This is a genomic window from Azospirillum sp. INR13, from assembly GCF_015390205.1.
Taxonomy (GTDB): domain Bacteria; phylum Pseudomonadota; class Alphaproteobacteria; order Azospirillales; family Azospirillaceae; genus Azospirillum.
On record NZ_VUOI01000032.1, the window covers coordinates 1 to 19,516 of the forward strand.

Consider the following 19,516-nt stretch of genomic DNA (forward strand, 5'->3'; position numbering starts at 1 on the left):
CACGCCGACGAAGCGCCCTTCGTCGTCATGCAGGGGCGGGACACCGGGAAGACCAGCGGCTGGCTGGCGGTGCGGCCCGGCTGTCCAGCGCCGATATGCAGGCGCATGCCGCTCCGCAGGGCCTCCAGCCCGGCCGGATCGGCGAAGCCGGCGATGCGGTTGGGGAAGCTGGCCGATTCCAGGACGGCGCGCCCGTCGGCGTCATAGATCCAGATCGCGTCCGCACCCTCGATATGGGCGGCGTATTCGCGCAGGCGGGTCCAGTGCTTCAGGTCGCGCACCTTCTGCGGCCCGCCGGCCTCCGCCACCATCGCCGCCGTCTGGTCGAGCGCGATGTCGGCCGTGCGCACCGTCCGGTGGACATGGTCGTCCACCAGCCGGGCCATGTCGCGGACCATGGCGAAGCGGCGCTGCTGCGTGTCCTGGTAGTCGTAATAGATCCTGTGCGCCGCGTTGCCGGCCAATGCGGCCAGGACGACGACCACCACCAGAGCGCCCCGGACGAAGCGTCCCACAGATCCTCCCGGAATTCCCCGACCCGCCGCGCGATGCAGCCCGATCGTCGCGGCCAAACCAATGCTTCAAGTCCAAACTATCACGAAAGCCGGCGGGCCGGCGCGCTAATCGACGGCGGCCCGCCTCAGGGTTTGCCCGATGGCGGGCGGCGGTGGCGGGCGGCGGTGGCGGCATCGGCCGATCTCGCACGAGAAAATCGCCACCGCCCCCATCTTGCACGGGGTACCCCACGGGCCCAAATGCGCGGACGTCTCGACCATTGGGGAGCTAGGAACATGGGTCTGTTCGATATGTTCAAGGGCAACGCTCCGCTGGAGCTGAACCCGCGCCGGGCGCTGGTCGTCTCGCTGATCTACTGCATGGGGTCGGACGGCGAGATCGATCCGGAGGAGGTGGGCCATCTGATCTCCGTCCTCGGCCGCAGCGCCACGCGGGAGGAGCTGGACCGCTGCTTCAAGTTCGCGCGCAGCACCCCGCCCGACACGTTCCTGGGAGAGGTCGCGCCGAAGCTGAACGAACAGCAGCGCCTGTGCATCCTGCTGAACATGATCGACAGCGCCATGGCCGACGGCGAGGCGGAGCAGGGCGAGCGCGACCTGATCATCCGCTTCCAGCAGGCCTTCGGCTTCGACGACGCCAAGCTGCAGCCCTATTTCCAGGCGCTGGTGGTGAAGAACAGCCGGACCGTGCTGGACGCCTGACGGCCGGGTGAATGCAGCTCCCGGTCCCGGCCCGCCGGGATCGGGAGCGGCCGGCAATGCCTTGCCCGGATGGGGAAAACCGCGGCCGGCGCAAGAGGGGATTGCCGCAGGAGCTGGCCGGAATTTGCCGCGTCTGACCCGCGAAACGGTCAAAGGCGGAATAAACCGCCCCGACCTATGTTCATGCAGGTGAGAGGCCGGCCACCGTCAGCTTTGCCGATGCGCCCACTGTGGCACGAACGTTCAATTGTCACAGCCGAACGTCATAGGCACCGTTGTGGGAACTGGTCCGAAGGTTTAATCTGTTCGTGCCCCCAACCAATTCCCGAACATGGGAAGGTGCCATCCATGAATCTGCACAGTCTGGCCAGCGACATGGTGCAAACCGTCCTGGCCTGTGAAAAGGCGCTCCCCGGCCGGGCGAATGCCGACGACCAAGATCTTGCCCGGCACATCCTGGTCGAACCCGACCACGCCTGGCACGTTTGCGAGACCTACGCCCGCGCCGTCCGCATACCGGTCGAACAGCTCCCGGTCAGCCAGCTCCGCGGCCTCATCAGCGACATCGTCCTGTCGAAGCTTCCCCGTTACGACTGAGTTTCTCGATCCCAAGGGCCGGTGCCGTATCCGGCCGATGGCCGGAACGATCCGGGTGCTTCATTCCCGCAATTCCTGTTCCGTGGTGCCACCATGGCGATCGAGCTTCATTCCTTTACCGTAACGCTGGCCGTCGCGGATTCCTCCGGCTGTTCCAGCGCCGCCGAACACCGTGCCCGCATCTGGAAGGCCGTGTCCGAGCTGTCGGCCGCCGTCCGCAATGCCGGCATGGCGACCGAGGCCCGCTTCCGCGGCCAGGACCGCCAGGGCCACGTCCTGTTCGAAGCGACCGACACCGGCGCCGCCTTCCTGCGCGGCCTGCCCGCCATCGCCCGCGTCGACGACGCGCGCATGGGCGGCGGACGCGTACAGCTTCGCCACTGACTTCGTCGCCGAAGGGCCGCCGGGTATCCCCCGCCGCATAAACGAAGGCCCGCCGCTCCGATCAGGGGCGCCGGGCCTTCCGTTTTCCTCGCCGTTCTCAGCGTCGGCGGCTTCCGCTCAACGCGCGCGGTGGCGCAGGGGCCGGACGTTGCTTTCGGTCTCGACCTCTTCGGTCGGGCGCACCTTCTTCAGCTGGACGATGAAGCGCTCTGCGCCGTTCTCCATGACGGCGATGCCGGTCAGGCCATGCGCCCAGTCGCACGGGACGACGTGGATCTCCTTGATGGTGGCGGTACCGGCGGCAAGCTCCGCGCGATCCAGGACCACGTCCCCGACCCGGAACCCCAAATAGGCGTCTATCAGCATTCTGTTGGGTGTCCGTCTTCCGTTTCAGGCCACGCACCGGGTCCGGCACCAGGGGCCGGGCTCGTTCACGATAAGCCATCTTGCCACAGATTGGGCTTTTCGCGACGCTTTCCCAGCGACGGCGTCGCAGTAAACCGACGGAGACCCCCGATCGTTCCAGCCGCGGACGGCCGGACATTGTTGCCGGCGGGCCGTTTGGGATAGGGTCTGCCGGCTTTTCCGTCCCCCGTTCCGCCCCCATCCCCATCCCTCCCGAGAGGTCCGTCGGTCGTGCAGAGTTGGCTGGTCCTGGCCGTGTCGGCGGCCTATCTGGGCGTGCTGTTCGCCATCGCCTGGTGGGGCGACCGGCGCACCGCGGGCGGGACGCTGGTGCTGTCCTCCCCGCGCGCGGCCGGCATCCTCTATGCGCTGACGCTCTGCATCTACAACACGAGCTGGAGCTTCTACGGGTCGGTCGGGCGGGCATCGGCCAGCGGCTTCGATTTCCTGCCGATCTATCTGGCGCCGATGATCCTGCTGCTGGCCGCAAGGCCGGTTCTGACCAAGATCATCGCCATCACCAAGGCGCAGAACGTCACCTCCATCGCCGACTTCATCGGCGCCCGCTATGGCAAGAGCCAGGCCGTGGCGGCGCTGGTGACGCTGACGGCGCTGGTGGGGGTGCTGCCCTACATCGCGCTTCAGCTGAAGGCGGTGGCGGCCAGCTTCGACGTGCTGACCGCGCCCTCGCTGGCCTCGCCGGCGGCCCTGCCGCCGCCGATCTGGAGCGACACCGCCTTTGCGGTGGCATTGTCGATGGCGGTCTTCACCATCCTGTTCGGCGTCCGCCACATCAACGCCAGCGAGCATCACCGCGGCCTGATGCTGGCCATCGCCTTCGAAAGCCTGGTGAAGCTGACCGTCTTCCTGGCCGTGGCGGCCTTCATCGTCTGGGGCATGTTCGACGGCTACACCGACCTGATCTCCCGGCCGCAGGCGGAGCCGCTGCTGTCGCCCAGCTTTTCCGACCCGACATGGTGGTCGAACACGGCGATCTCGATCATCGCCTTCCTCTGCCTGCCGCAGATGTACCATGTGATGACGGTGGAGAACGACAATCCCCGCCATCTGCGCGCCGCCGCCTGGATGTATCCGACCTATCTGGTCGCGCTCAGCGCGCTGATGATCCCCATCGCGGTGGCCGGCCTGATCACCTTCGGGTCCGATTCACATGGCGGCGACGGGATCAACCCCGACACCTTCATGATCACCCTGCCGATCGCGGCGGGAGCCGGCGGCTTCAGCCTGCTGTCCTTCATCGGCGGCCTGTCGGCGGCGACCGGCATGGTCATCGTCGCCGCGGTGTCGCTCAGCACCATGCTGTGCAACGACGTGGTGATGCCGCTGCTGCTCAGCCGCCCGCGCTTCGCCGCCCGCGTCGGCCGGCGCGACATGGTCGGCACGCTGCTGCTGGTGCGGCGGCTGTCGGTGCTGGGCATCCTGCTGCTGGCCTATGTGATGCACCGGCTGGTCGACCGCGACTATCCGCTGACCGTCATCGGCCTCTTGTCCTTCGTCGCGGTGGCGCAGTTCGGGCCGGCCTTCTTCGGCGGGCTCTACTGGCCGCGGGCCAACCGGGTGGGGGCGCTGGCGGGGCTGGGCGCCGGCTTCCTGCTGTGGGTCTACACCCTGCTGGTGCCGTCGATGGCCCGCATCGTCCCGGTGCCCGACGCGCTGTTCGACGTCGGCCCCTGGGGCATCGGCTGGCTGCGGCCGCAGGCGCTGTTCGGGATCGAGGGGCTGGACCCCATCTCCCACGCCAGCCTGTGGAGCCTGCTGGCCAACCTGATCGCCTTCGTCGCCGGGTCGCTGCTCGCCCGCCCCAGCGCGGTGGAGCGCAGCCAGGCCGTCTTCTACACCACCGCCACCACCGACCGGGACGAGGACGACACCCCCCAGGCGCTCGCCAAGCTGGCCGACCTGCGTGCGCTCGCCATTCGCTTCGTCGGGGCGGAGCGCGGCAACGCCGCCTTCGATGCTTATGCCGCCGGCCGCAAGGGCGAAACCGGCCCGGCCGACCTCGACGCCGTCCGCTTCACCGAGACGCTGATCGCCGGCGCCATCGGCGCCGCGTCGGCGCGGGTGGTGATGGCCGCCTCGCTCCAGGGGCGCTCGCTGTCGCGCGGCGACGCCATGGCGATGCTGGACGAGGCGTCGGAGGCGCTGCGCTTCAACCGGAAGCTGCTGCAGGCGACGCTGGAGAATATCGGCCAGGGCATCTGCGTGATCGACGCCGACCACCGCATCGCCGCCTGGAACCACCGTTACCTGGAACTGCTCGACCTGCCGGCCGACATGGTGCGGGTGGGCGTGCCCTTCGCCGACCTGATCCGCTTCAACGAGCGTCGCGGCGAATACAGCGCCCACGACATGAAGGCGCTGCTGATCAACCGCGACACCGCCAACCTGCGATGGCCCTACCGCTACGAGCGGCGCCGGCCCGACGGCACGGTGCTGGAGATCGTCGCCAACCCGCTGCCGGAGGGCGGCTACGTCTCCACCTACACCGACGTGACCGAGCGCTACCGCGCCGCCGAGGCGCTGCGCGAGGCCAACGAAAGCCTGGAGCACCGGGTGCAGGAGCGCACCGACGCCCTGCAGCAGGCGAAGGCGGACGCCGAGGCGGCCAACGCCAGCAAGACCCGCTTCCTCGCCGCCGCCAGCCACGACCTGCTGCAGCCGCTGAACGCCGCCCGCCTGTTCGTCTCGGCGCTGGAGGAAAGCATCCGCGTTCCCCTGCCGACGGTGGAGCAGCGGGAGTCCGAATGCGGCATGATCGACAATGCCGCCGCCGCCCTGCGCTCCACCGAGATGCTGCTGGGCGGGCTGCTCGACATCTCCTCGCTGGATGCCGGCAATGTCCGGGTGCAGCTGCGCAGCTTCGCCATCGACGAGCTGCTGGGCGGGCTGGGGGTCGAGTTCTCCGCCCTGGCGCAGGAGCGCGGGCTGACGCTGAAGGTGGTCGGCTGCGGCGCGGCGGTGCGGTCGGATCCGCAGCTGCTGCGCCGGGTGCTGCAGAATTTCCTGTCCAACGCCATCCGCTACACGCCCAAGGGCCGGGTGCTGCTGGGGTGCCGCCGCCGCCGCGACCCTGTTCATGGCGACCGTCTGCGCATCGAGGTGTGGGACACCGGCCCCGGCATTCCCGAGTCCAGGCACCACGAGGTGTTCGAGGAGTTCCGCCGGCTGGGCGGTGAAGACGGCAACGGCGACCCGACCGACAAGGGGTTGGGGCTGGGCCTCGCCATCGTCGACCGCATCGCCCGGCTGCTCGGCCATCCGGTCACGATGCACTCCACCGTCGGGCGCGGCACCGGCTTCACCGTGGAGGTGCCGATGGAGCAGGCGCGCGCCGCCCCGGTCGTCCGCCCGGTTTCCGTCCCCACCGCCCTGTCGGCCGGGCTGCTGGTGCTGTGCATCGACAATGAGGAGCCGATCCTGGCGGGCTTGCGCGCCCTGCTCGGCCAATGGGGCTGCCGGGTGGCGACGGCGTCGGACGTGTCCGGCGCGCTGGCGGCGCTCGCCCCCTTCGACGGCACACTTCCAGATGTGGTCTGCGTGGATTATCACGTAGGCGGAGGGCAGACGGGGCTTGCGGTTCTGCAGCGGTTGCGGGAATTGTGGGGCCGTCCGGTCAAGGGGCTGCTGCTGACCGCCGACCGGTCCGAAGCGGTGCGGGCCGAGGCGGAGCGTTGCGGCTGCGGCGTGCTCTACAAACCGGTGAAGCCGGCGTCGCTGCGTCGCTTCCTGAACGGGGCGGCCCTGCAGACGTCTGCGGTGGCCGAACGGTAAGGCTGGAACCGGAAAAAAAAGCCGGACGGCCGCTAATGGGGGGAGTGCGGAAGCCATGGGCGAGGACAGCGCCGCGAGTGCAGCGACCGACGCAACGGCCGGCGACGGAACGACCATCGTCATCGGCGACGACCACCCGCTGGTCCAGGCGGCGCTGCGCGACGCGCTGGGCAAGGCGATGCCGGAGGTGCGGGTGATCGAATGCCCGGACCTCGACTCGGTGATGACCGCGGTGGGGCGGCGGCCGGCCGACATCGACCTCGTGCTGCTCGACCTCAACATGCCCGGCACCCACGGCTTCGCCGGCCTGTTCATGATGCTGGCCCACCACCCGACCGTGCCGGTCGCCATCCTGTCGGCGCTTCAGGACTCCGACACCATCCGCCGGGCGCTGGCCTATGGCGCCTCGGGCTACATCCCCAAATCGCTGTCGATGCCGGCGATGGCCGACGCCATCCGCGCCATCCTGTCGGGCGAGACCTGGGCGCCGCCGCTGTCCGCCGCCTCATCCGAAGCCGACGAGGCAGAATCCGCCCGCCGCTTCGCCTCTCTATCGCCGCAGCAGCTGCGCATCCTGACGATGATCGTCGACGGCAAGCTGAACAAGCAGATCGCCGGCGAACTGAACGTGTCGGAGCAGACGGTGAAGGTCCACGTCTCCAGCATCCTGCGCAAGCTGAACGTGGTCAGCCGCACCCAGGCCGCCGTGGTCGCCGGCCGGCTGGCGGTGGGCGGGGATGTGCTGCGGTGAGGTATGGCAGGCGCCTGAAAGTAACTTGCATACGCCAAGCCGACAGCATGTTTGTGCAGATTGCCATAACCGTCCTGCGCATCCATCTGTTATAGCGTGTCATGTTATGACGCGTTGAGACGCATTGAGGCACATGGCATGATGTGACGCTCGATGAGCGGGGAGGATGTCGTGGGGAACAGCAAGAAAGCCGTGTATCGTAGGCAACGGGAAGACCGTGCGTCGGCGACACCGAAAGCTGGCCGCGCATTCTGGTCCGGTCTCGTCATGGGGCTGGGTGCGATGACGTTGCTCGGACCAACCGAATTCAACCCACCGCGCTACAGCGGTGACGGCATTCGCGGCAGCTGGCGGGCGGTTGGAGATCATGTTCGCACAGTGATGCGGCGTGAACGGGGCGGGCAGGCCTTCTGACGCCATCGCCCCCATGATGCCCAATCAAAAAAACCAAAAGACCGATTCAACGAAAGCGCCTTCTGCCCAGCAGGGGACGTTTCCTGTTCCAGAGCCGTTGGAAAACACAATCGAGCAGGTCCTTGAAGGAATGCTCGGGCCAGAAAAGGCCGAAGAGGCCAGTGCCGCCGTCGTAAGCATTCTTGAAAGGCATGAGCTTTTCGAAGGCCCCATGCCGCCGCCCGCACTGCTTCGACAATATGAAGAGATCGTGCCGGGCGCTGCGGAGCGCATGTTATCGATGGCAGAGCGCCAGCTCGACCACCAGATCCATTGGGAAAGAACCGCGATCCACTCGCAGGCCAGGAATTCATTCTGGAGTCTCTGCTTTGGCTTCCTGATAGCTGCCGGCTTGATAATCGGTGCGATCTTCTGTGCGGTCACCGGCCATGAGCAGGTTGCACTTGCTCTGGTTGGGGCAAGCGCTCTTGGCCTTGTTCCGGCCTTCATCAATGCCTGGAAGCAGGCACGGCGCAGTCAGCCCCCCTCCCAGCCTCCCCAAGCTGCGGACGGCAAACGCAGGAAGTGAACAGTCAGGTGCTCTGGCACACCACCCTCCGTTCACTATATGTACTTACCCCTGGCCGCGACATCCGCCCTTTGATAAAGTGGCTCTTCTGCACCTGGAGCCAGAGTGCCAGTGCAAATGACCGCCACCCCGCACTGCGTCTGCCGCGACTGCGCCGCCGCCCCATCAAGCGCAGGCCAGGGCGAGGTGACGCGCTGCCCGAAATGCGGCAGCCGGCGGCTGTTCCGCCATGCGGAGCTGCACAGCCTGTCCATCGGCCACATCGACTGCGACAGCTTCTATGCCACGGTGGAGAAGCGCGACCGCCCGGAGCTGGCGAGCCGGCCGGTGATCGTCGGCGGCGACGACCATCGCGGGGTGGTCGCCGCCTGCTGCTATGTCGCGCGGATGTCGGGCGTGCGCTCCGCCATGACGATCCGCGAGGCGCTGGACCGCTGCCCCGACGCCACCATCATCCGCCCGAACATCGCCAAATACAAAGAGGTCGGCCACCAAGCCCGAGCGATCATGGAGGCCTTCACCCCCCTGGTGGAGCCGATCAGCATCGACGAGGCCTATCTCGACCTCACCGGCGTCGAGGACCGCCTCAGCATCAGCCCGGCCCAGGCGCTGGTGGAGATCGTCCGCCGGTTCGAGCAGGAGCTGCGCATCACCGCCTCCATCGGCCTCAGCTACAACAAGCTGCTGGCGAAGATCGCCTCGGACCTCGACAAGCCGCGCGGTTTCTCCGCGCTCGGCCGGGCGGAGGCGGCGGGCTTCCTGGCGCCCAAGCGGGTCACCATCCTGTGGGGCGTCGGCCCGGCGCTGGAGCGCAAGCTGTTCGCCGACGGCATCACCCGCGTCGGCGACCTGCAGGACAAGGACGAGCATTGGCTGGTCAAGCGCTACGGCGCCATGGGCCGGGTGCTGTTCAACTATGCCCGCGGCGAGGATTCCCGCCGGGTCCAGCCCGAATCGCCGAGCAAGAGCATCTCGTCGGAGGAAACCTTCGACTGGGACGTCACCACCCTGCCCGCCCTGGCGCAGGAGCTGCGCCCGCTGGCCGACAAGGTCGCCCGCCGGCTGGAGCGCGAGGGGCTGCTGGGCCGCAGCGTGGTGCTGAAGCTGAAGACCAAGGATTTCCAGCAGCTGACCCGCTCCCGCCGGGTGGAGCCGACCCGCTCGGCCGAGACGATCCTGGCCGCCGGCATCGCCCTGCTGGAACGCGAGGTGGATGGCCGCGCCTTCCGCCTGATCGGCATCGGCTGCACCGACCTGACCCACCCGGAAACCGCGCCGGATCCGGAGCTCGACCTGTTCGGGTGAGAGGGGGCATGAAAGATCGGCGGCCTTGGCACAGGGCTGTATGTCCCATCGGACGGCACGAACGGGAGCAACGTCGCGAGGCTGGAGGACGGGCGTGCAGCCGCTTTTCCGACCGCGGATCATGCGGCGACGGCGTCCCCGTCCGCAATGGGAGGCTCGACGGCCAAGACGGTCAGGGTCTTCGCCTCGCCCTCGCGCGTGTACCATGTGATCGACTGTCCTTCCGCGACGCCGATGAGGGCCGCGCCAATGGGGGTCAGCACCGACACCCGACCGGCCGCGAGGTCGGCATCACGCGGATAAACCAGGGTGACGGTCCGCTCCTGTCCGGTTACCTCGTCCCGGAACGCCACGCGCGCGCCCATCGTGACCACCGTCGTCACGAGTTCGCCGGCATCGATCACCGCAGCGCGCTCCAGTTCGACCGTGAGGTACTCGTATACATCGGGCAACCTCTCGGAAACGGCCTCTACCAGAGCTGAGAGGCGGTCATGGTCGGTGGCGGTCAGCACGATGGGCGGAAACTGGTCTGCGGGACGCATCAAGGTCTTCCTTCGCTTTTCTCGGCATGCACAACCGACCGCCAGGCGGCGTCCCCCGGTGGACGCCTCATCGGTCATGCAGCGGTTGCACATGATAAACCCGCGGCCGCATGGATGCGGTTCGAGCGGCTCTCTTGAATTCGGAGACTATGTTGGCCCCGGATGGTCCGGGAGCCTTGCCTCAGGCGACCAGATCCGGGGCGAGCGAGCCTGCGTGAACGCGGCCTGCACGCAGGAGGTTACGGATATGGCGGGGCGGCAGTGTCATGGTTCCCCAAGCTTGGACAGGTTCGCTCCGGAATTCAAGGATTACCCGATCACGACGGGGGCACGCGGCCCCCACTCCCTGAAGCAAGCCCTTCCGGAGCGAACCTGCCACCCTTGGGCAAGAAGAGGACGTTCCCGCAACGGTCAGTCCGCCTGTTCCTCCAGCGCCGGCAGGCTGCCGGGGCGCACCACGCTGCGGATGGCGAAACTGGACTGGATGCGCTGGACGCCGGGCAGGCGCGACAGCGAGTCCTTGTAGATGCGGTCATAGTCGGCCGGGTCCTGCGCCACCACCCGCAGCAGATAATCCGAACTGCCCGACAGCAGGTAGCACTCCCGCACCTCCGGACAGCGGCGCACCGCGGCGTCGAAGCGGCGCAGATACTCCTCGGTCTGGCGTTCCAGCGTGATCTGGACGATGACGGTCACCGACCGCTCCTCGTCCGCCGTCTCGATGATGGCGGTATAGCCGCGGATCACGCCGGAATGCTCCAGCATGTGCAGGCGGCGCAGGCAGGCCGATGGCGACAGCCCGACCTCCGCCGCCAGCTTGGCATTGCTCATCCGGCCGTCCTTGCGGAGAAGGCGCAGGATCTTGTGGTCCAGGGCGTCCAGGGCGTGCATGCAACTTTGTTCGAAGATGTGGAGGATTCTGCGAAAGCTCCACCACACTATGGGGGATTCATGCAAGGCTTTGCAGAGATTCACCCGCTCGGACGGACGTATAGTGGCCCATCCGAGACAATCCGCCTGACCGATGGTTTCCAATGACACCAGATCGGGTTCGACGGGGGTTCGCATCGGGGAGAACTCTCATGGTCACTTCTCGCATGGTCGCGCGCATCGGCGTGCCCAAGGAAATCAAGAACCATGAGTACCGGGTCGGCCTGACGCCCGCCTCGGTCCGCGAACTGGCGGCGGACGGCCATGCCCTGCTGGTGCAGAGCGGCGCCGGCGCCGAGATCGGCTTTTCCGACGAGGCCTACCGCGCGGCGGAGCCAAGATCGCCGGCACCGCCGAAGAGGTGTTCGCGAAGTCCGAGCTTATCGTGAAGGTGAAGGAGCCGCAGCCGGCGGAATGTCGCAGGCTGCGGCCGGATCAGGTGCTGTTCACCTACCTGCACCTCGCCCCCGATCCGGAACAGGCCCGGCTGCTGATGGACAGCGGCTGCACCGCCATCGCCTACGAGACCGTCACCGACCGCGCCGGCCGGCTGCCGCTGCTGGCGCCGATGTCGGAGATCGCCGGCCGCATGGCCATCCAGGTCGGCGCGGTAGCATTGCAGAAGAGCAACGGCGGCTCCGGCATCCTGCTGGGCGGCGTGCCCGGCGTGCTGCCCGGCAAGGTGCTGGTCATCGGCGGCGGGGTCGTCGGCGCCAACGCCGCCCGCATGGCGATGGGGCTGGGCGCCGACGTGACCATCGCAGACCGCTCCATGCCCCGTCTGGCCCAACTCGACGATCTGTTCGGGCCGCGGCTGAAGACCGTCTACGCCTCGGCCGACACGCTCGACCGGCTGGTCGCCGACAGCGATCTGGTGGTCGGCGCCGTGCTGGTGCCGGGGGCGGCGGCGCCGAAGCTGGTGCGCCGCGACCAGTTGGCCGGGATGCGCCGCGGTTCGGTGCTGGTGGACGTCGCCATCGACCAGGGCGGCTGTTTCGAGACCAGCCACGCCACCACCCATTCCGATCCCACCTATGTGGTGGACGGCGTGGTGCATTACTGCGTCGCCAACATGCCGGGTGCCGTTGCCCGCACCAGCACCGAGGCGCTGAACCACGCCACCCTGCCCTTCGTCCAGGCGCTGGCCGGCAAGGGCTGGAAGCGGGCGCTGGCCGAGGATCCTCACCTGCTGGAGGGACTGAACGTCCATGCCGGACATTTGACCTACGCGGCGGTCGCCGACGCCCTGGGACAGCCCTTCACCGACCCCCGCAACCTCGTCGGCTGAACATGTGAACAGCTGTTGACAAAGAACTGAACGGAATTTTGCTGAAATCCTCTTTTGGGAAATTTCGTTTTGAAATCGACGGGGACAGCGCGAGGAATGTTGTTTTTTTCCGCCGCAGGAAAGAGAGTGTTGCGCCTACGGATCAAGTTGCTTTACCTGTCTGTGACAAGAAAAAGGGCAGCATCCGCCACCGGCACCAAAGTGCCGGGGTGAGAGGCCAAGAACAGAATAGAACAGGGTAAGGCTCGGCGCCTTTCGCCGACTGGGCCGGGCTGGGCGGTCGTTCCGTCCATTCCGGCCGATTCACAACAGGTTTGCCCGGCAGCGATGCCGGTGGGGACGCCACGGCCGCAAGCCGTGCCGCGCAAGTGGGAGCTGTTGACCATGGCCGAACGACGGAATGCCGCCCGGGTGCGGGACCGCGCCCCCGCGACATCGTCGCGCGTTCGAGTGACAGTGTCGCGCGTCCGGATGACGTCGCCGCTCGTCCTGATGTCCGTTGGTCCGATTCCGGCCCTCCACATGCAGACCCGCACGGGTCCCCCATACCGCCTTTGACCGAAGCCCCGCCGGATCCCGCATCCGGCGGGGCTTCGGCAAGAACCGTGTGCGGCGGCGGGGTTCCAAGCGTCCCCTGCCTCGGTCCTGGATGTTCTCCCCCGTTCATCCGGATCGGAACTCCGCCGCCGCACACGGCTCAAATCTGGTTTCGCGTGCCTGCCTATTCGATGATCTGGGAGAGTGGGAGAAGAGCGCCTGATGGATTATTTCATACAGCAATTGATCAACGGCTTGTCGCTTGGGGCGATTTACGGCCTGATCGCGATCGGCTACACGATGGTGTACGGCATCATCGGGATGATCAACTTCGCTCATGGCGAGATTTACATGATCGGGTCCTTCGTGGCGCTGATCACCTTCCTGGCCATCGGCGCGCTCGGCATCACCTGGGTGCCTTTGGCCCTGCTGGTCATGCTGCTCGCCTCCATGCTGTTCACCAGCGTCTATGGCTGGACGGTCGAGCGCATCGCCTACCGGCCGCTGCGCTCCTCGCCGCGGCTGGCGCCGCTGATCTCGGCCATCGGCATGTCGATCTTCCTGCAGAACTACATCCAGCTCCTCCAGGGCGCCCGCTCCAAGCCGCTGCAGCCCATCCTGCCCGGCAACCTCACCATGATGGACGGCGCCGTCTCGGTCAGCTACGTGCGCCTCGCCACCATCGTCATCACCCTCGTCCTCATGGTCGGCTTCACCATGCTGATCAACCGCACCTCGCTGGGTCGCGCCCAGCGCGCCTGCGAGCAGGACAAGAAGATGGCCGGGCTGCTCGGCGTCAACGTCGACCGCGTCATCTCGCTGACCTTCGTCATGGGCGCCGCCCTCGCCGCCGTCGCCGGCATGATGGTGCTGCTGATCTACGGCGTCATCGACTTCTACATCGGCTTCCTGGCGGGCGTGAAAAGCTTCACCGCCGCCGTGCTCGGCGGGGTGGGCTCGCTGCCCGGCGCCATGCTCGGCGGCGTGGTCATCGGCCTGATCGAGGCCTTCTGGTCCGGCTATGTCGGCTCCGAATGGAAGGACGTCGCAACCTTCTCCATCCTCGTCCTCGTCCTGATCTTCCGGCCCACCGGCCTGCTCGGCCGGCCCGAGATCGAGAAGGTGTAAGCGCCATGACCATGCACTCCAACACCGTCTCGTCCGCCGCGGGCGGCGCTGCCCGCGGCGTCGACTGGGCCGCCACCGTCAAGGACGCCGGCCTCGCCGCCTTCGTGGCATTGCTGCTGACCGTGCCGCTGGTGGGCCTGCGCACGGTCGACCGCCCCACCGGGCTCGGCATCGAAGCCCGGCCGGAGGAGGTCGTCGCCTCGCTGCTGCTGGTCTTCCTCGGCCGGCTCGGGCTCGGGCTGATCCGCCAGGGCATGGCGCTGCCGGTGCTGATCCTGGCGCTGGTCTGCGCCGGCGTCGGGCTGCTGCTGCCGATGCCGACCCAGGTGCTGCGCCTGGTGCTGGTGCTGGGCGGCGGCGTCATCGCCATCCGCGCCGCCATGACGGTCGCCACCGGCCGCTCCAAGCTGTCCCAGGCCGACCGCGACAAGCGCATGGACCGCGTCGCGGCCAAGGTGCAGCATGCCAGCCGCTACATCGGCCCGGTCGCCGTCGCCTTCGCCGTCGTGCTGCCCTTCACCCCGCTGGCCGACCGCATGATCCTGGACATCGGCATCCTGCTGTTGACCTACATCATGCTGGGCTGGGGCTTGAACATCGTCGTCGGTTTGGCCGGCCTGCTCGACCTCGGCTATGTCGCCTTCTATGCGGTGGGCGCCTATTCCTACGCCCTGCTGGCCCATTACTTCGGGCTCAGCTTCTGGGTCTGCCTGCCGCTGGCGGGCGTGCTGGCCGCCATCTCCGGCGTGCTGCTGGGCTTCCCGGTGCTGCGGCTGCGCGGCGACTATTTCGCCATCGTGACCTTGGGCTTCGGCGAGATCATCCGCATCATCCTGGTCAACTGGTACCAGTTCACCGGCGGCCCCAACGGCATCTCCGGCATTCCGCGGCCGAGCTTCTTCGGCATCGCCGACTTCTCCCGCAGCCCGGCCGAGGGCATGGCCGCCTTCCACGAGATGTTCGGGCTGGAATTCTCGCCGCTGCACCGCATCATCTTCCTCTACTACCTCATCCTGGCGCTCGCCCTGGTGGTGAACCTGTTCACGCTGCGGGTCCGCAAGCTGCCGCTGGGCCGGGCGTGGGAGGCCCTGCGCGAGGACGACATCGCCTGCGCGTCCTTGGGCATCAACCGCACCAACATGAAGCTGGCGGCCTTTGCGATCGCGGCGATGTTCGGCGGCTTCGCCGGCTCCTTCTTCGCGACGCGCCAGGGCTTCATCAGCCCGGAGAGCTTCACCTTCATCGAGTCGGCGATCATCCTGGCCATCGTGGTGTTGGGCGGCATGGGCAGCCAGATCGGCGTGGTGGTCGCCACCCTGCTGGTGATCGGCCTGCCCGAAGCGTTCCGCGAGCTGGCCGACTACCGCATGCTGGCCTTCGGCGCCGGCATGGTGGTGATCATGCTGTGGCGTCCGCGCGGCCTGCTGGCCCACCGCGACCCGACCATCCTCCTGCATGGCGGCAAGAAGCCGATCCCGGCGGGAGCCGCGAAATGAGCGCCGTGATGACTGACAAGCCGCTTCTGACGGTCGAACACCTGACCATGCGCTTCGGCGGGCTGGTGGCGAACAACGACGTGTCGTTCGAGGCGCGGGCGGGCGAGATCACCGCGCTGATCGGCCCGAACGGCGCCGGCAAGACGACGCTGTTCAACTGCGTCACCGGCTTCTACACCCCCACGGTGGGGCGGCTGACGCTGCGCCACCCCGCCGGCAAGGAGTTCCTGCTGGAGCGGATGCCGGGCTACCGCATCGCCCAGCTGGCCGGCGTGGCGCGCACCTTCCAGAACATCCGGCTGTTCAGCGGCATGAGCGTTCTGGAGAACCTGATCGTCGCCCAGCACAACAAGCTGATGCGCGCCTCGACCTTCGCCATTGGCGGCCTGCTGGGCTTTCCCAGCTACCGCAAGGCCGAGCATGAGGCGGTGGAGCTGGCGAAATACTGGCTGGAGCGGGTGCGCCTGACCGAGTTCGCCGACTGGGAAGCCGGCAACCTGCCCTATGGCGCCCAGCGCCGGCTGGAGATCGCGCGCGCCATGTGCACGGAGCCGGTGCTGCTGTGCCTGGACGAGCCGGCGGCGGGCCTGAACCCGCGCGAGTCGGCGGAGCTGGCCGAGATCCTGACCTTCATCCGCGACGTCCAGACCCCGCAGGGTCACCGCACGGGCGTGCTGCTGATCGAGCATGACATGAGCGTGGTGATGCGCATTTCCGACCATGTTGTGGTGCTGGACTATGGCCGGAAGATTTCCGATGGCGATCCGGAGCATGTGAAGAACGACCCGGCGGTGATCCGCGCCTATCTGGGCGAGGACGAGGACGAAGCCCTGCCGCCGGAGGTCGCCGCCGACCTGAACATGCCGCCCACCGCCGGACAGGCGGGCGCCGGCCAGACCAGCGCGCAGAAGGGGGCCTGAGCCATGCTGAAGGTATCGGGCGTCCACACCTACTACGGCGCCATCGAGGCGCTGAAGGGCATCGACATCGAGATCGGCGCCGGCGAGATCGTCTCGCTGATCGGCGCCAACGGCGCGGGCAAGTCGACGCTGCTGATGACGATCTGCGGCAGCCCCCGCGCCCGCCAGGGCCGGGTGTTCTTCGAGGGCGAGGACATCACCGACCTGCCCACCCACGAGATCGTGCGGCGCGGCATCGCGCAAAGCCCGGAAGGCCGGCGCATCTTCCCGCGGATGACGGTGCTGGAGAACCTGCAGATGGGCTCGATCGTCGCCCAGCCCGGCAGCTTCGAGCGCGAGCTGGAGCGGGTGCTGACGCTGTTCCCGCGTCTGAAGGAGCGCATCAACCAGCGCGCCGGCACGATGTCGGGCGGCGAGCAGCAGATGCTGGCGATCGGGCGGGCGCTGATGAGCCAGCCGCGGCTGCTGCTGCTGGACGAGCCGAGCCTCGGTCTGGCGCCGCTGATCGTGAAGCAGATCTTCCAGGTGATCCAGGAGATCAACCGGGAACAGAAGATGACGGTGTTCATGGTCGAGCAGAACGCGTTCCACGCGCTGAAGCTGGCGCACCGGGCCTATGTGATGGTGACGGGGAAGATCACGATGACGGGGACGGGGGCGCAGCTTCTGGCCGACCCGGAGGTTCGCGCGGCTTATCTGGAAGGGGGCCACTGAGATGGAGACGATCCTCGGCTCTTCCGTTCCGGTGTTCGTGTTCCTGACGGTTCTGGTGTTCGGCGGCTGCGGCGTGCTGACCGGCCAGACGCTTGCCGAAGGGTGGAAGCCGGTGTCCAGCGTGCTGGCCTATTCGCTTCTGCTGGGGCTGGGTGACCGCTTCCTGGCCTGGGGCCTGTTCGGCGAGCAGCTGCTGTCGCTGTGGGGCTTCATCGTCCACACCGTGGTGATCGGCCTGATCACGCTGACCGCCCACCGCATCGCCATCGCAAGGCGCATGGTCAACCAGTATCCGTGGCTCTATGAGACCGCCGGGCCGTTCGGCTGGCGGGAACGCAATCCGGCCCGCGGCTGAAGCGGCTCAGTCAAAGCACCGCCGAAGAAGAATTAAAGCTGGATTTGTGAAATTCCTGGCATGAAAAGGCGCCGCTTCGTCCGAGCGACGGCGGCGCCTTCACTTTGACAGATCTAGACCACAACTTTGGGATTGCTGTGACAACCGGCAATCTTCCGAAAGTCAGAGATGAAGATCATGGCGCAGACCATGATACGCTGTTACAATACCATTTAAATTTTGCAATTCGTTGACGCTTTGCCAAAAAACGCCGGCCCTGCCGGCGGCGCGTCGTCGTGCCTTGACGGCCGGCGATCTGGGCAAGCGAAGGCGGCACGGGAAGGGGCTAGAGCATGGCAGTGGACAAGGCGGCCGCATCCCGGCCGCGTCGGTTCTGGAGCGTCGGACGCAAGGTGACGGCGGCCTTCGTGGCGGCCATCGTCGGCGGCTTCATCGTCATCATGGGGCTGCAGGCCAAGATGCAGTATGACGACGCGGTGCGGCTGGCCACGCACGACGCCCGCGTCAAGACGGACATGCTGGCGAACGCCACCAAGACCAGCTTCGTCGCCGGCGACGGCGCCTCCATCGAGACGGAGTTCATGCCGCTGGCCGACAGCGGCGAGGTGCAGCTGGCCTCGCTGCGCGCCGCGACCGCTTCTGGCACGCTCGCCGACTTTTCCAACCAGCGCTTCGCCAGATACGACCTGAAGGCCGATCAGGATCTGGTCGAGGCGGTGCTGGCCGGCAAAGGGGCGCAGACCCGCTCCGCCAAGGGCCACATCGTGGTGACGGTGCCGGTGGTGACCGGCAAGAGCAACCGGCTGGTCGGCGCCCTCCAGATCGCCTGGAGCCTGGACCAGCAGGTCGACGCCATCGCCACCCAGATGCGCAACCAGATCGCCATCTGCCTGATCGCGCTGGTGGTTCAGATCGCCCTTCTGAACGTCCTGCTCGGCCGGATCGTCATCCGCCCGCTGCGCGCCATGTCGGCGGCCATGGCCACTCTCGCCGGCGGCGACACGGCGGTGGAGGTGCCCGGCACCGGCCGTTCCGACGAGATCGGCGCGATGGCCGGCTCGGTCACCGTCTTCCGCGACAACGCCCGCGCCATCGACCGCATGCACGCGGTGCAAGCCGAAGCCGATGCCAAGGCGGAGGAGGCCAAGCGCGCAGCATTGCTCGACCTCGCCGACCGTTTCCAGGGCACGGTGAAGCGCTTGGTGGAGGGCATCGCCGAGTCGGCATCCGGCATGGCCGACAGCGCCGACCGCATGGCCGTGGAGGTGGGTGAGGCGTCGAGCCAGACCCGCAACGTCGCCCGCGAATCCGACGACATCCAGTCCAACGTCCGTTCCGCCGCGGCGGCGGCGACCGAACTCGCCGGCTCCATCGGCGGCATTTCCGAGCAGGTCGGCCATTCCGCCCGCATCGCCGGGGAAGCGGTGTCGCACGCCGACCGCACCAACGCAACGGTGCAGGGGCTGATCGCCAATGCCGAGCGCATCGGCCAGGTGGTCGGGCTGATCCACGCCATCGCCAAGCAGACCAACCTGCTGGCGCTGAACGCCACCATCGAGGCCGCCCGCGCTGGGGAGGCCGGCAAGGGTTTCGCCGTGGTCGCGACCGAGGTGAAGGGTCTGGCCGACCAGACCGCCAAGGCCACCGACGAGATCGCGGCCCAGGTCAACGCCATGCAGTCGGTGACCCGCGAGGCGGCCGACGCCATCGGCGCCATCGGCAGCACCATCACCGAGATCGACGGCATCGCCGGCACCATCACCCAGTCGGTGCAGGAACAGAATGCCGCCACCAGGGAGATCGCTCGGGCGGTGGAGATGGCCGCGCTGGGCACCCAGGACGTGTCGGCGACCATCGCCGCGCTGGCCCACACGGCGGAAAGCGCCGGCAGCACGGCGCTTGGCGTGCAGGACGCCGCCCGCGGCCTGTCCGGCCAGACCCGCGCGCTGGCGGCCGAGGTCGACCGCTTCCTGGCGGAGGTGCGCCAGCAGGCGACGGGGGATGTGAAGGCGGCGTGAGAACGCCCTCTCCCGCCCCGGGAGAAGGAGGGAAGACCTGCCGTTGCCGGTCGGGAAAGGACAGGATCGCTCCGAGCGACCCGCAACCACACCGATCCTCGGAGCACCCCTCACCCTCCCGCCGCTCCGCGGCGGGCCCCTCCCTCTCCCGGAAC

16 protein-coding genes and 2 pseudogenes are annotated in these 19,516 nt (G+C 67.7%); 14 read left to right on the forward strand and 4 right to left on the reverse strand.

What is annotated here, in order from left to right:
- A pseudogene (locus tag F1643_RS18290) lies at positions 1-515 on the reverse strand (hybrid sensor histidine kinase/response regulator); the annotation flags it as partial.
- Between the two features lie 276 nt (positions 516-791).
- Between F1643_RS18290 and F1643_RS18295 the strand changes: the two are divergent.
- The 3 genes from F1643_RS18295 to F1643_RS18305 all read left to right on the forward strand — a co-directional run bounded on the left by F1643_RS18295 (position 792) and on the right by F1643_RS18305 (position 2,198).
- Positions 792-1,217: a TerB family tellurite resistance protein gene (locus F1643_RS18295; RefSeq protein ID WP_194914645.1), complete on the forward strand. Its 426-nt coding sequence runs from the start codon at positions 792-794 to the stop codon at positions 1,215-1,217.
- Between the two features lie 348 nt (positions 1,218-1,565).
- Positions 1,566-1,814 carry a hypothetical protein gene (locus F1643_RS18300; protein ID WP_085092051.1) on the forward strand — a complete coding sequence of 83 codons (249 nt, stop codon included), beginning with the start codon at positions 1,566-1,568 and terminating at the stop codon, positions 1,812-1,814.
- 93 nt (positions 1,815-1,907) lie between these two features.
- Entirely contained in the window at positions 1,908-2,198 is a 291-nt protein-coding gene (locus F1643_RS18305) for a hypothetical protein (protein WP_194914648.1), read from the forward strand.
- Positions 2,199-2,315: 117 nt separating this feature from the next.
- Here F1643_RS18305 and F1643_RS18310 read toward each other — a convergent pair whose 3' ends face one another.
- A complete protein-coding gene (locus F1643_RS18310) occupies positions 2,316-2,564 on the reverse strand; it encodes a hypothetical protein (protein WP_111070105.1) in 249 nt (82 codons plus the stop codon).
- 270 nt (positions 2,565-2,834) lie between these two features.
- Between F1643_RS18310 and F1643_RS18315 the strand changes: the two genes are divergently transcribed.
- The 4 genes from F1643_RS18315 to F1643_RS18330 all read left to right on the forward strand — a co-directional run bounded on the left by F1643_RS18315 (position 2,835) and on the right by F1643_RS18330 (position 9,433).
- Positions 2,835-6,395 (forward strand): PAS domain-containing hybrid sensor histidine kinase/response regulator, encoded by a 3,561-nt coding sequence (locus F1643_RS18315; RefSeq protein WP_194914649.1) that lies wholly within the window; start codon positions 2,835-2,837, stop codon positions 6,393-6,395.
- 55 nt (positions 6,396-6,450) lie between these two features.
- The gene (locus F1643_RS18320; RefSeq protein WP_194914650.1) at positions 6,451-7,146 is read left to right on the forward strand and encodes a response regulator transcription factor; all 696 of its coding nucleotides are present in this window, start codon (positions 6,451-6,453) and stop codon (positions 7,144-7,146) included.
- 427 nt (positions 7,147-7,573) lie between these two features.
- Positions 7,574-8,128: a DUF2335 domain-containing protein gene (locus F1643_RS18325; RefSeq protein WP_194914651.1), complete on the forward strand. Its 555-nt coding sequence runs from the start codon at positions 7,574-7,576 to the stop codon at positions 8,126-8,128.
- Between the two features lie 117 nt (positions 8,129-8,245).
- Positions 8,246-9,433: a DNA polymerase IV gene (locus tag F1643_RS18330; RefSeq protein ID WP_194914652.1), complete on the forward strand. Its 1,188-nt coding sequence runs from the start codon at positions 8,246-8,248 to the stop codon at positions 9,431-9,433.
- A 119-nt stretch (positions 9,434-9,552) separates the two neighbouring features.
- On the opposite strand, the gene rnk is transcribed toward F1643_RS18330, so the two are convergent.
- Positions 9,553-9,975 (reverse strand): nucleoside diphosphate kinase regulator, encoded by a 423-nt coding sequence (gene rnk, locus F1643_RS18335; RefSeq protein ID WP_255543010.1) that lies wholly within the window; start codon positions 9,973-9,975, stop codon positions 9,553-9,555.
- A gap of 411 nt (positions 9,976-10,386) precedes the next feature.
- The gene (locus tag F1643_RS18340; RefSeq protein ID WP_194914655.1) at positions 10,387-10,866 is read right to left on the reverse strand and encodes an Lrp/AsnC family transcriptional regulator; all 480 of its coding nucleotides are present in this window, start codon (positions 10,864-10,866) and stop codon (positions 10,387-10,389) included.
- A 206-nt stretch (positions 10,867-11,072) separates the two neighbouring features.
- Between F1643_RS18340 and ald the strand changes: the two are divergent.
- From ald to F1643_RS18375, 7 genes and pseudogenes are all read left to right on the forward strand, one after another.
- Positions 11,073-12,193 (forward strand): annotated as a pseudogene (gene ald / locus F1643_RS18345) (alanine dehydrogenase).
- 759 nt (positions 12,194-12,952) lie between these two features.
- On the forward strand, positions 12,953-13,858 hold the full coding sequence (locus F1643_RS18350; protein ID WP_014189442.1) for a branched-chain amino acid ABC transporter permease: 906 nt from the start codon (positions 12,953-12,955) through the stop codon (positions 13,856-13,858).
- 5 nt (positions 13,859-13,863) lie between these two features.
- Positions 13,864-15,354 carry a high-affinity branched-chain amino acid ABC transporter permease LivM gene (livM, locus tag F1643_RS18355; protein WP_194914512.1) on the forward strand — a complete coding sequence of 497 codons (1,491 nt, stop codon included), beginning with the start codon at positions 13,864-13,866 and terminating at the stop codon, positions 15,352-15,354.
- Positions 15,355-15,362: 8 nt separating this feature from the next.
- A complete protein-coding gene (locus F1643_RS18360; protein WP_194914657.1) occupies positions 15,363-16,274 on the forward strand; it encodes an ABC transporter ATP-binding protein in 912 nt (303 codons plus the stop codon).
- A 3-nt stretch (positions 16,275-16,277) separates the two neighbouring features.
- On the forward strand, positions 16,278-16,988 hold the full coding sequence (locus F1643_RS18365; protein ID WP_194914659.1) for an ABC transporter ATP-binding protein: 711 nt from the start codon (positions 16,278-16,280) through the stop codon (positions 16,986-16,988).
- Position 16,989: 1 nt separating this feature from the next.
- Positions 16,990-17,343, forward strand: a complete 354-nt coding sequence (locus F1643_RS18370; protein WP_194914661.1) for a DUF6867 family protein — start codon at positions 16,990-16,992, stop codon at positions 17,341-17,343.
- Between the two features lie 332 nt (positions 17,344-17,675).
- Entirely contained in the window at positions 17,676-19,361 is a 1,686-nt protein-coding gene (locus F1643_RS18375; protein WP_194914663.1) for a methyl-accepting chemotaxis protein, read from the forward strand.
- The last annotated feature ends 155 nt before the right edge of the window (positions 19,362-19,516 follow it).

Excerpts from the sequence above, each read along its gene's own strand:
- F1643_RS18295 (WP_194914645.1), top strand. The coding sequence starts at position 792 with ATGGGTCTGTTCGATATGTTCAAGGGCAACGCTCCGCTGGAGCTGAAC.
- F1643_RS18300 (WP_085092051.1), top strand. The coding sequence starts at position 1,566 with ATGAATCTGCACAGTCTGGCCAGCGACATGGTGCAAACCGTCCTGGCC.
- F1643_RS18305 (WP_194914648.1), top strand. The coding sequence starts at position 1,908 with ATGGCGATCGAGCTTCATTCCTTTACCGTAACGCTGGCCGTCGCGGAT.
- F1643_RS18310 (WP_111070105.1), bottom strand. The coding sequence starts at position 2,564 with ATGCTGATAGACGCCTATTTGGGGTTCCGGGTCGGGGACGTGGTCCTG.
- F1643_RS18320 (WP_194914650.1), top strand. The coding sequence starts at position 6,451 with ATGGGCGAGGACAGCGCCGCGAGTGCAGCGACCGACGCAACGGCCGGC.
- F1643_RS18325 (WP_194914651.1), top strand. The coding sequence starts at position 7,574 with ATGATGCCCAATCAAAAAAACCAAAAGACCGATTCAACGAAAGCGCCT.
- F1643_RS18330 (WP_194914652.1), top strand. The coding sequence starts at position 8,246 with ATGACCGCCACCCCGCACTGCGTCTGCCGCGACTGCGCCGCCGCCCCA.
- rnk (WP_255543010.1), bottom strand. The coding sequence starts at position 9,975 with ATGCGTCCCGCAGACCAGTTTCCGCCCATCGTGCTGACCGCCACCGAC.
- F1643_RS18340 (WP_194914655.1), bottom strand. The coding sequence starts at position 10,866 with ATGCACGCCCTGGACGCCCTGGACCACAAGATCCTGCGCCTTCTCCGC.
- F1643_RS18350 (WP_014189442.1), top strand. The coding sequence starts at position 12,953 with ATGGATTATTTCATACAGCAATTGATCAACGGCTTGTCGCTTGGGGCG.
- livM (WP_194914512.1), top strand. The coding sequence starts at position 13,864 with ATGACCATGCACTCCAACACCGTCTCGTCCGCCGCGGGCGGCGCTGCC.
- F1643_RS18360 (WP_194914657.1), top strand. The coding sequence starts at position 15,363 with ATGACTGACAAGCCGCTTCTGACGGTCGAACACCTGACCATGCGCTTC.
- F1643_RS18365 (WP_194914659.1), top strand. The coding sequence starts at position 16,278 with ATGCTGAAGGTATCGGGCGTCCACACCTACTACGGCGCCATCGAGGCG.
- F1643_RS18370 (WP_194914661.1), top strand. The coding sequence starts at position 16,990 with ATGGAGACGATCCTCGGCTCTTCCGTTCCGGTGTTCGTGTTCCTGACG.
- F1643_RS18375 (WP_194914663.1), top strand. The coding sequence starts at position 17,676 with ATGGCAGTGGACAAGGCGGCCGCATCCCGGCCGCGTCGGTTCTGGAGC.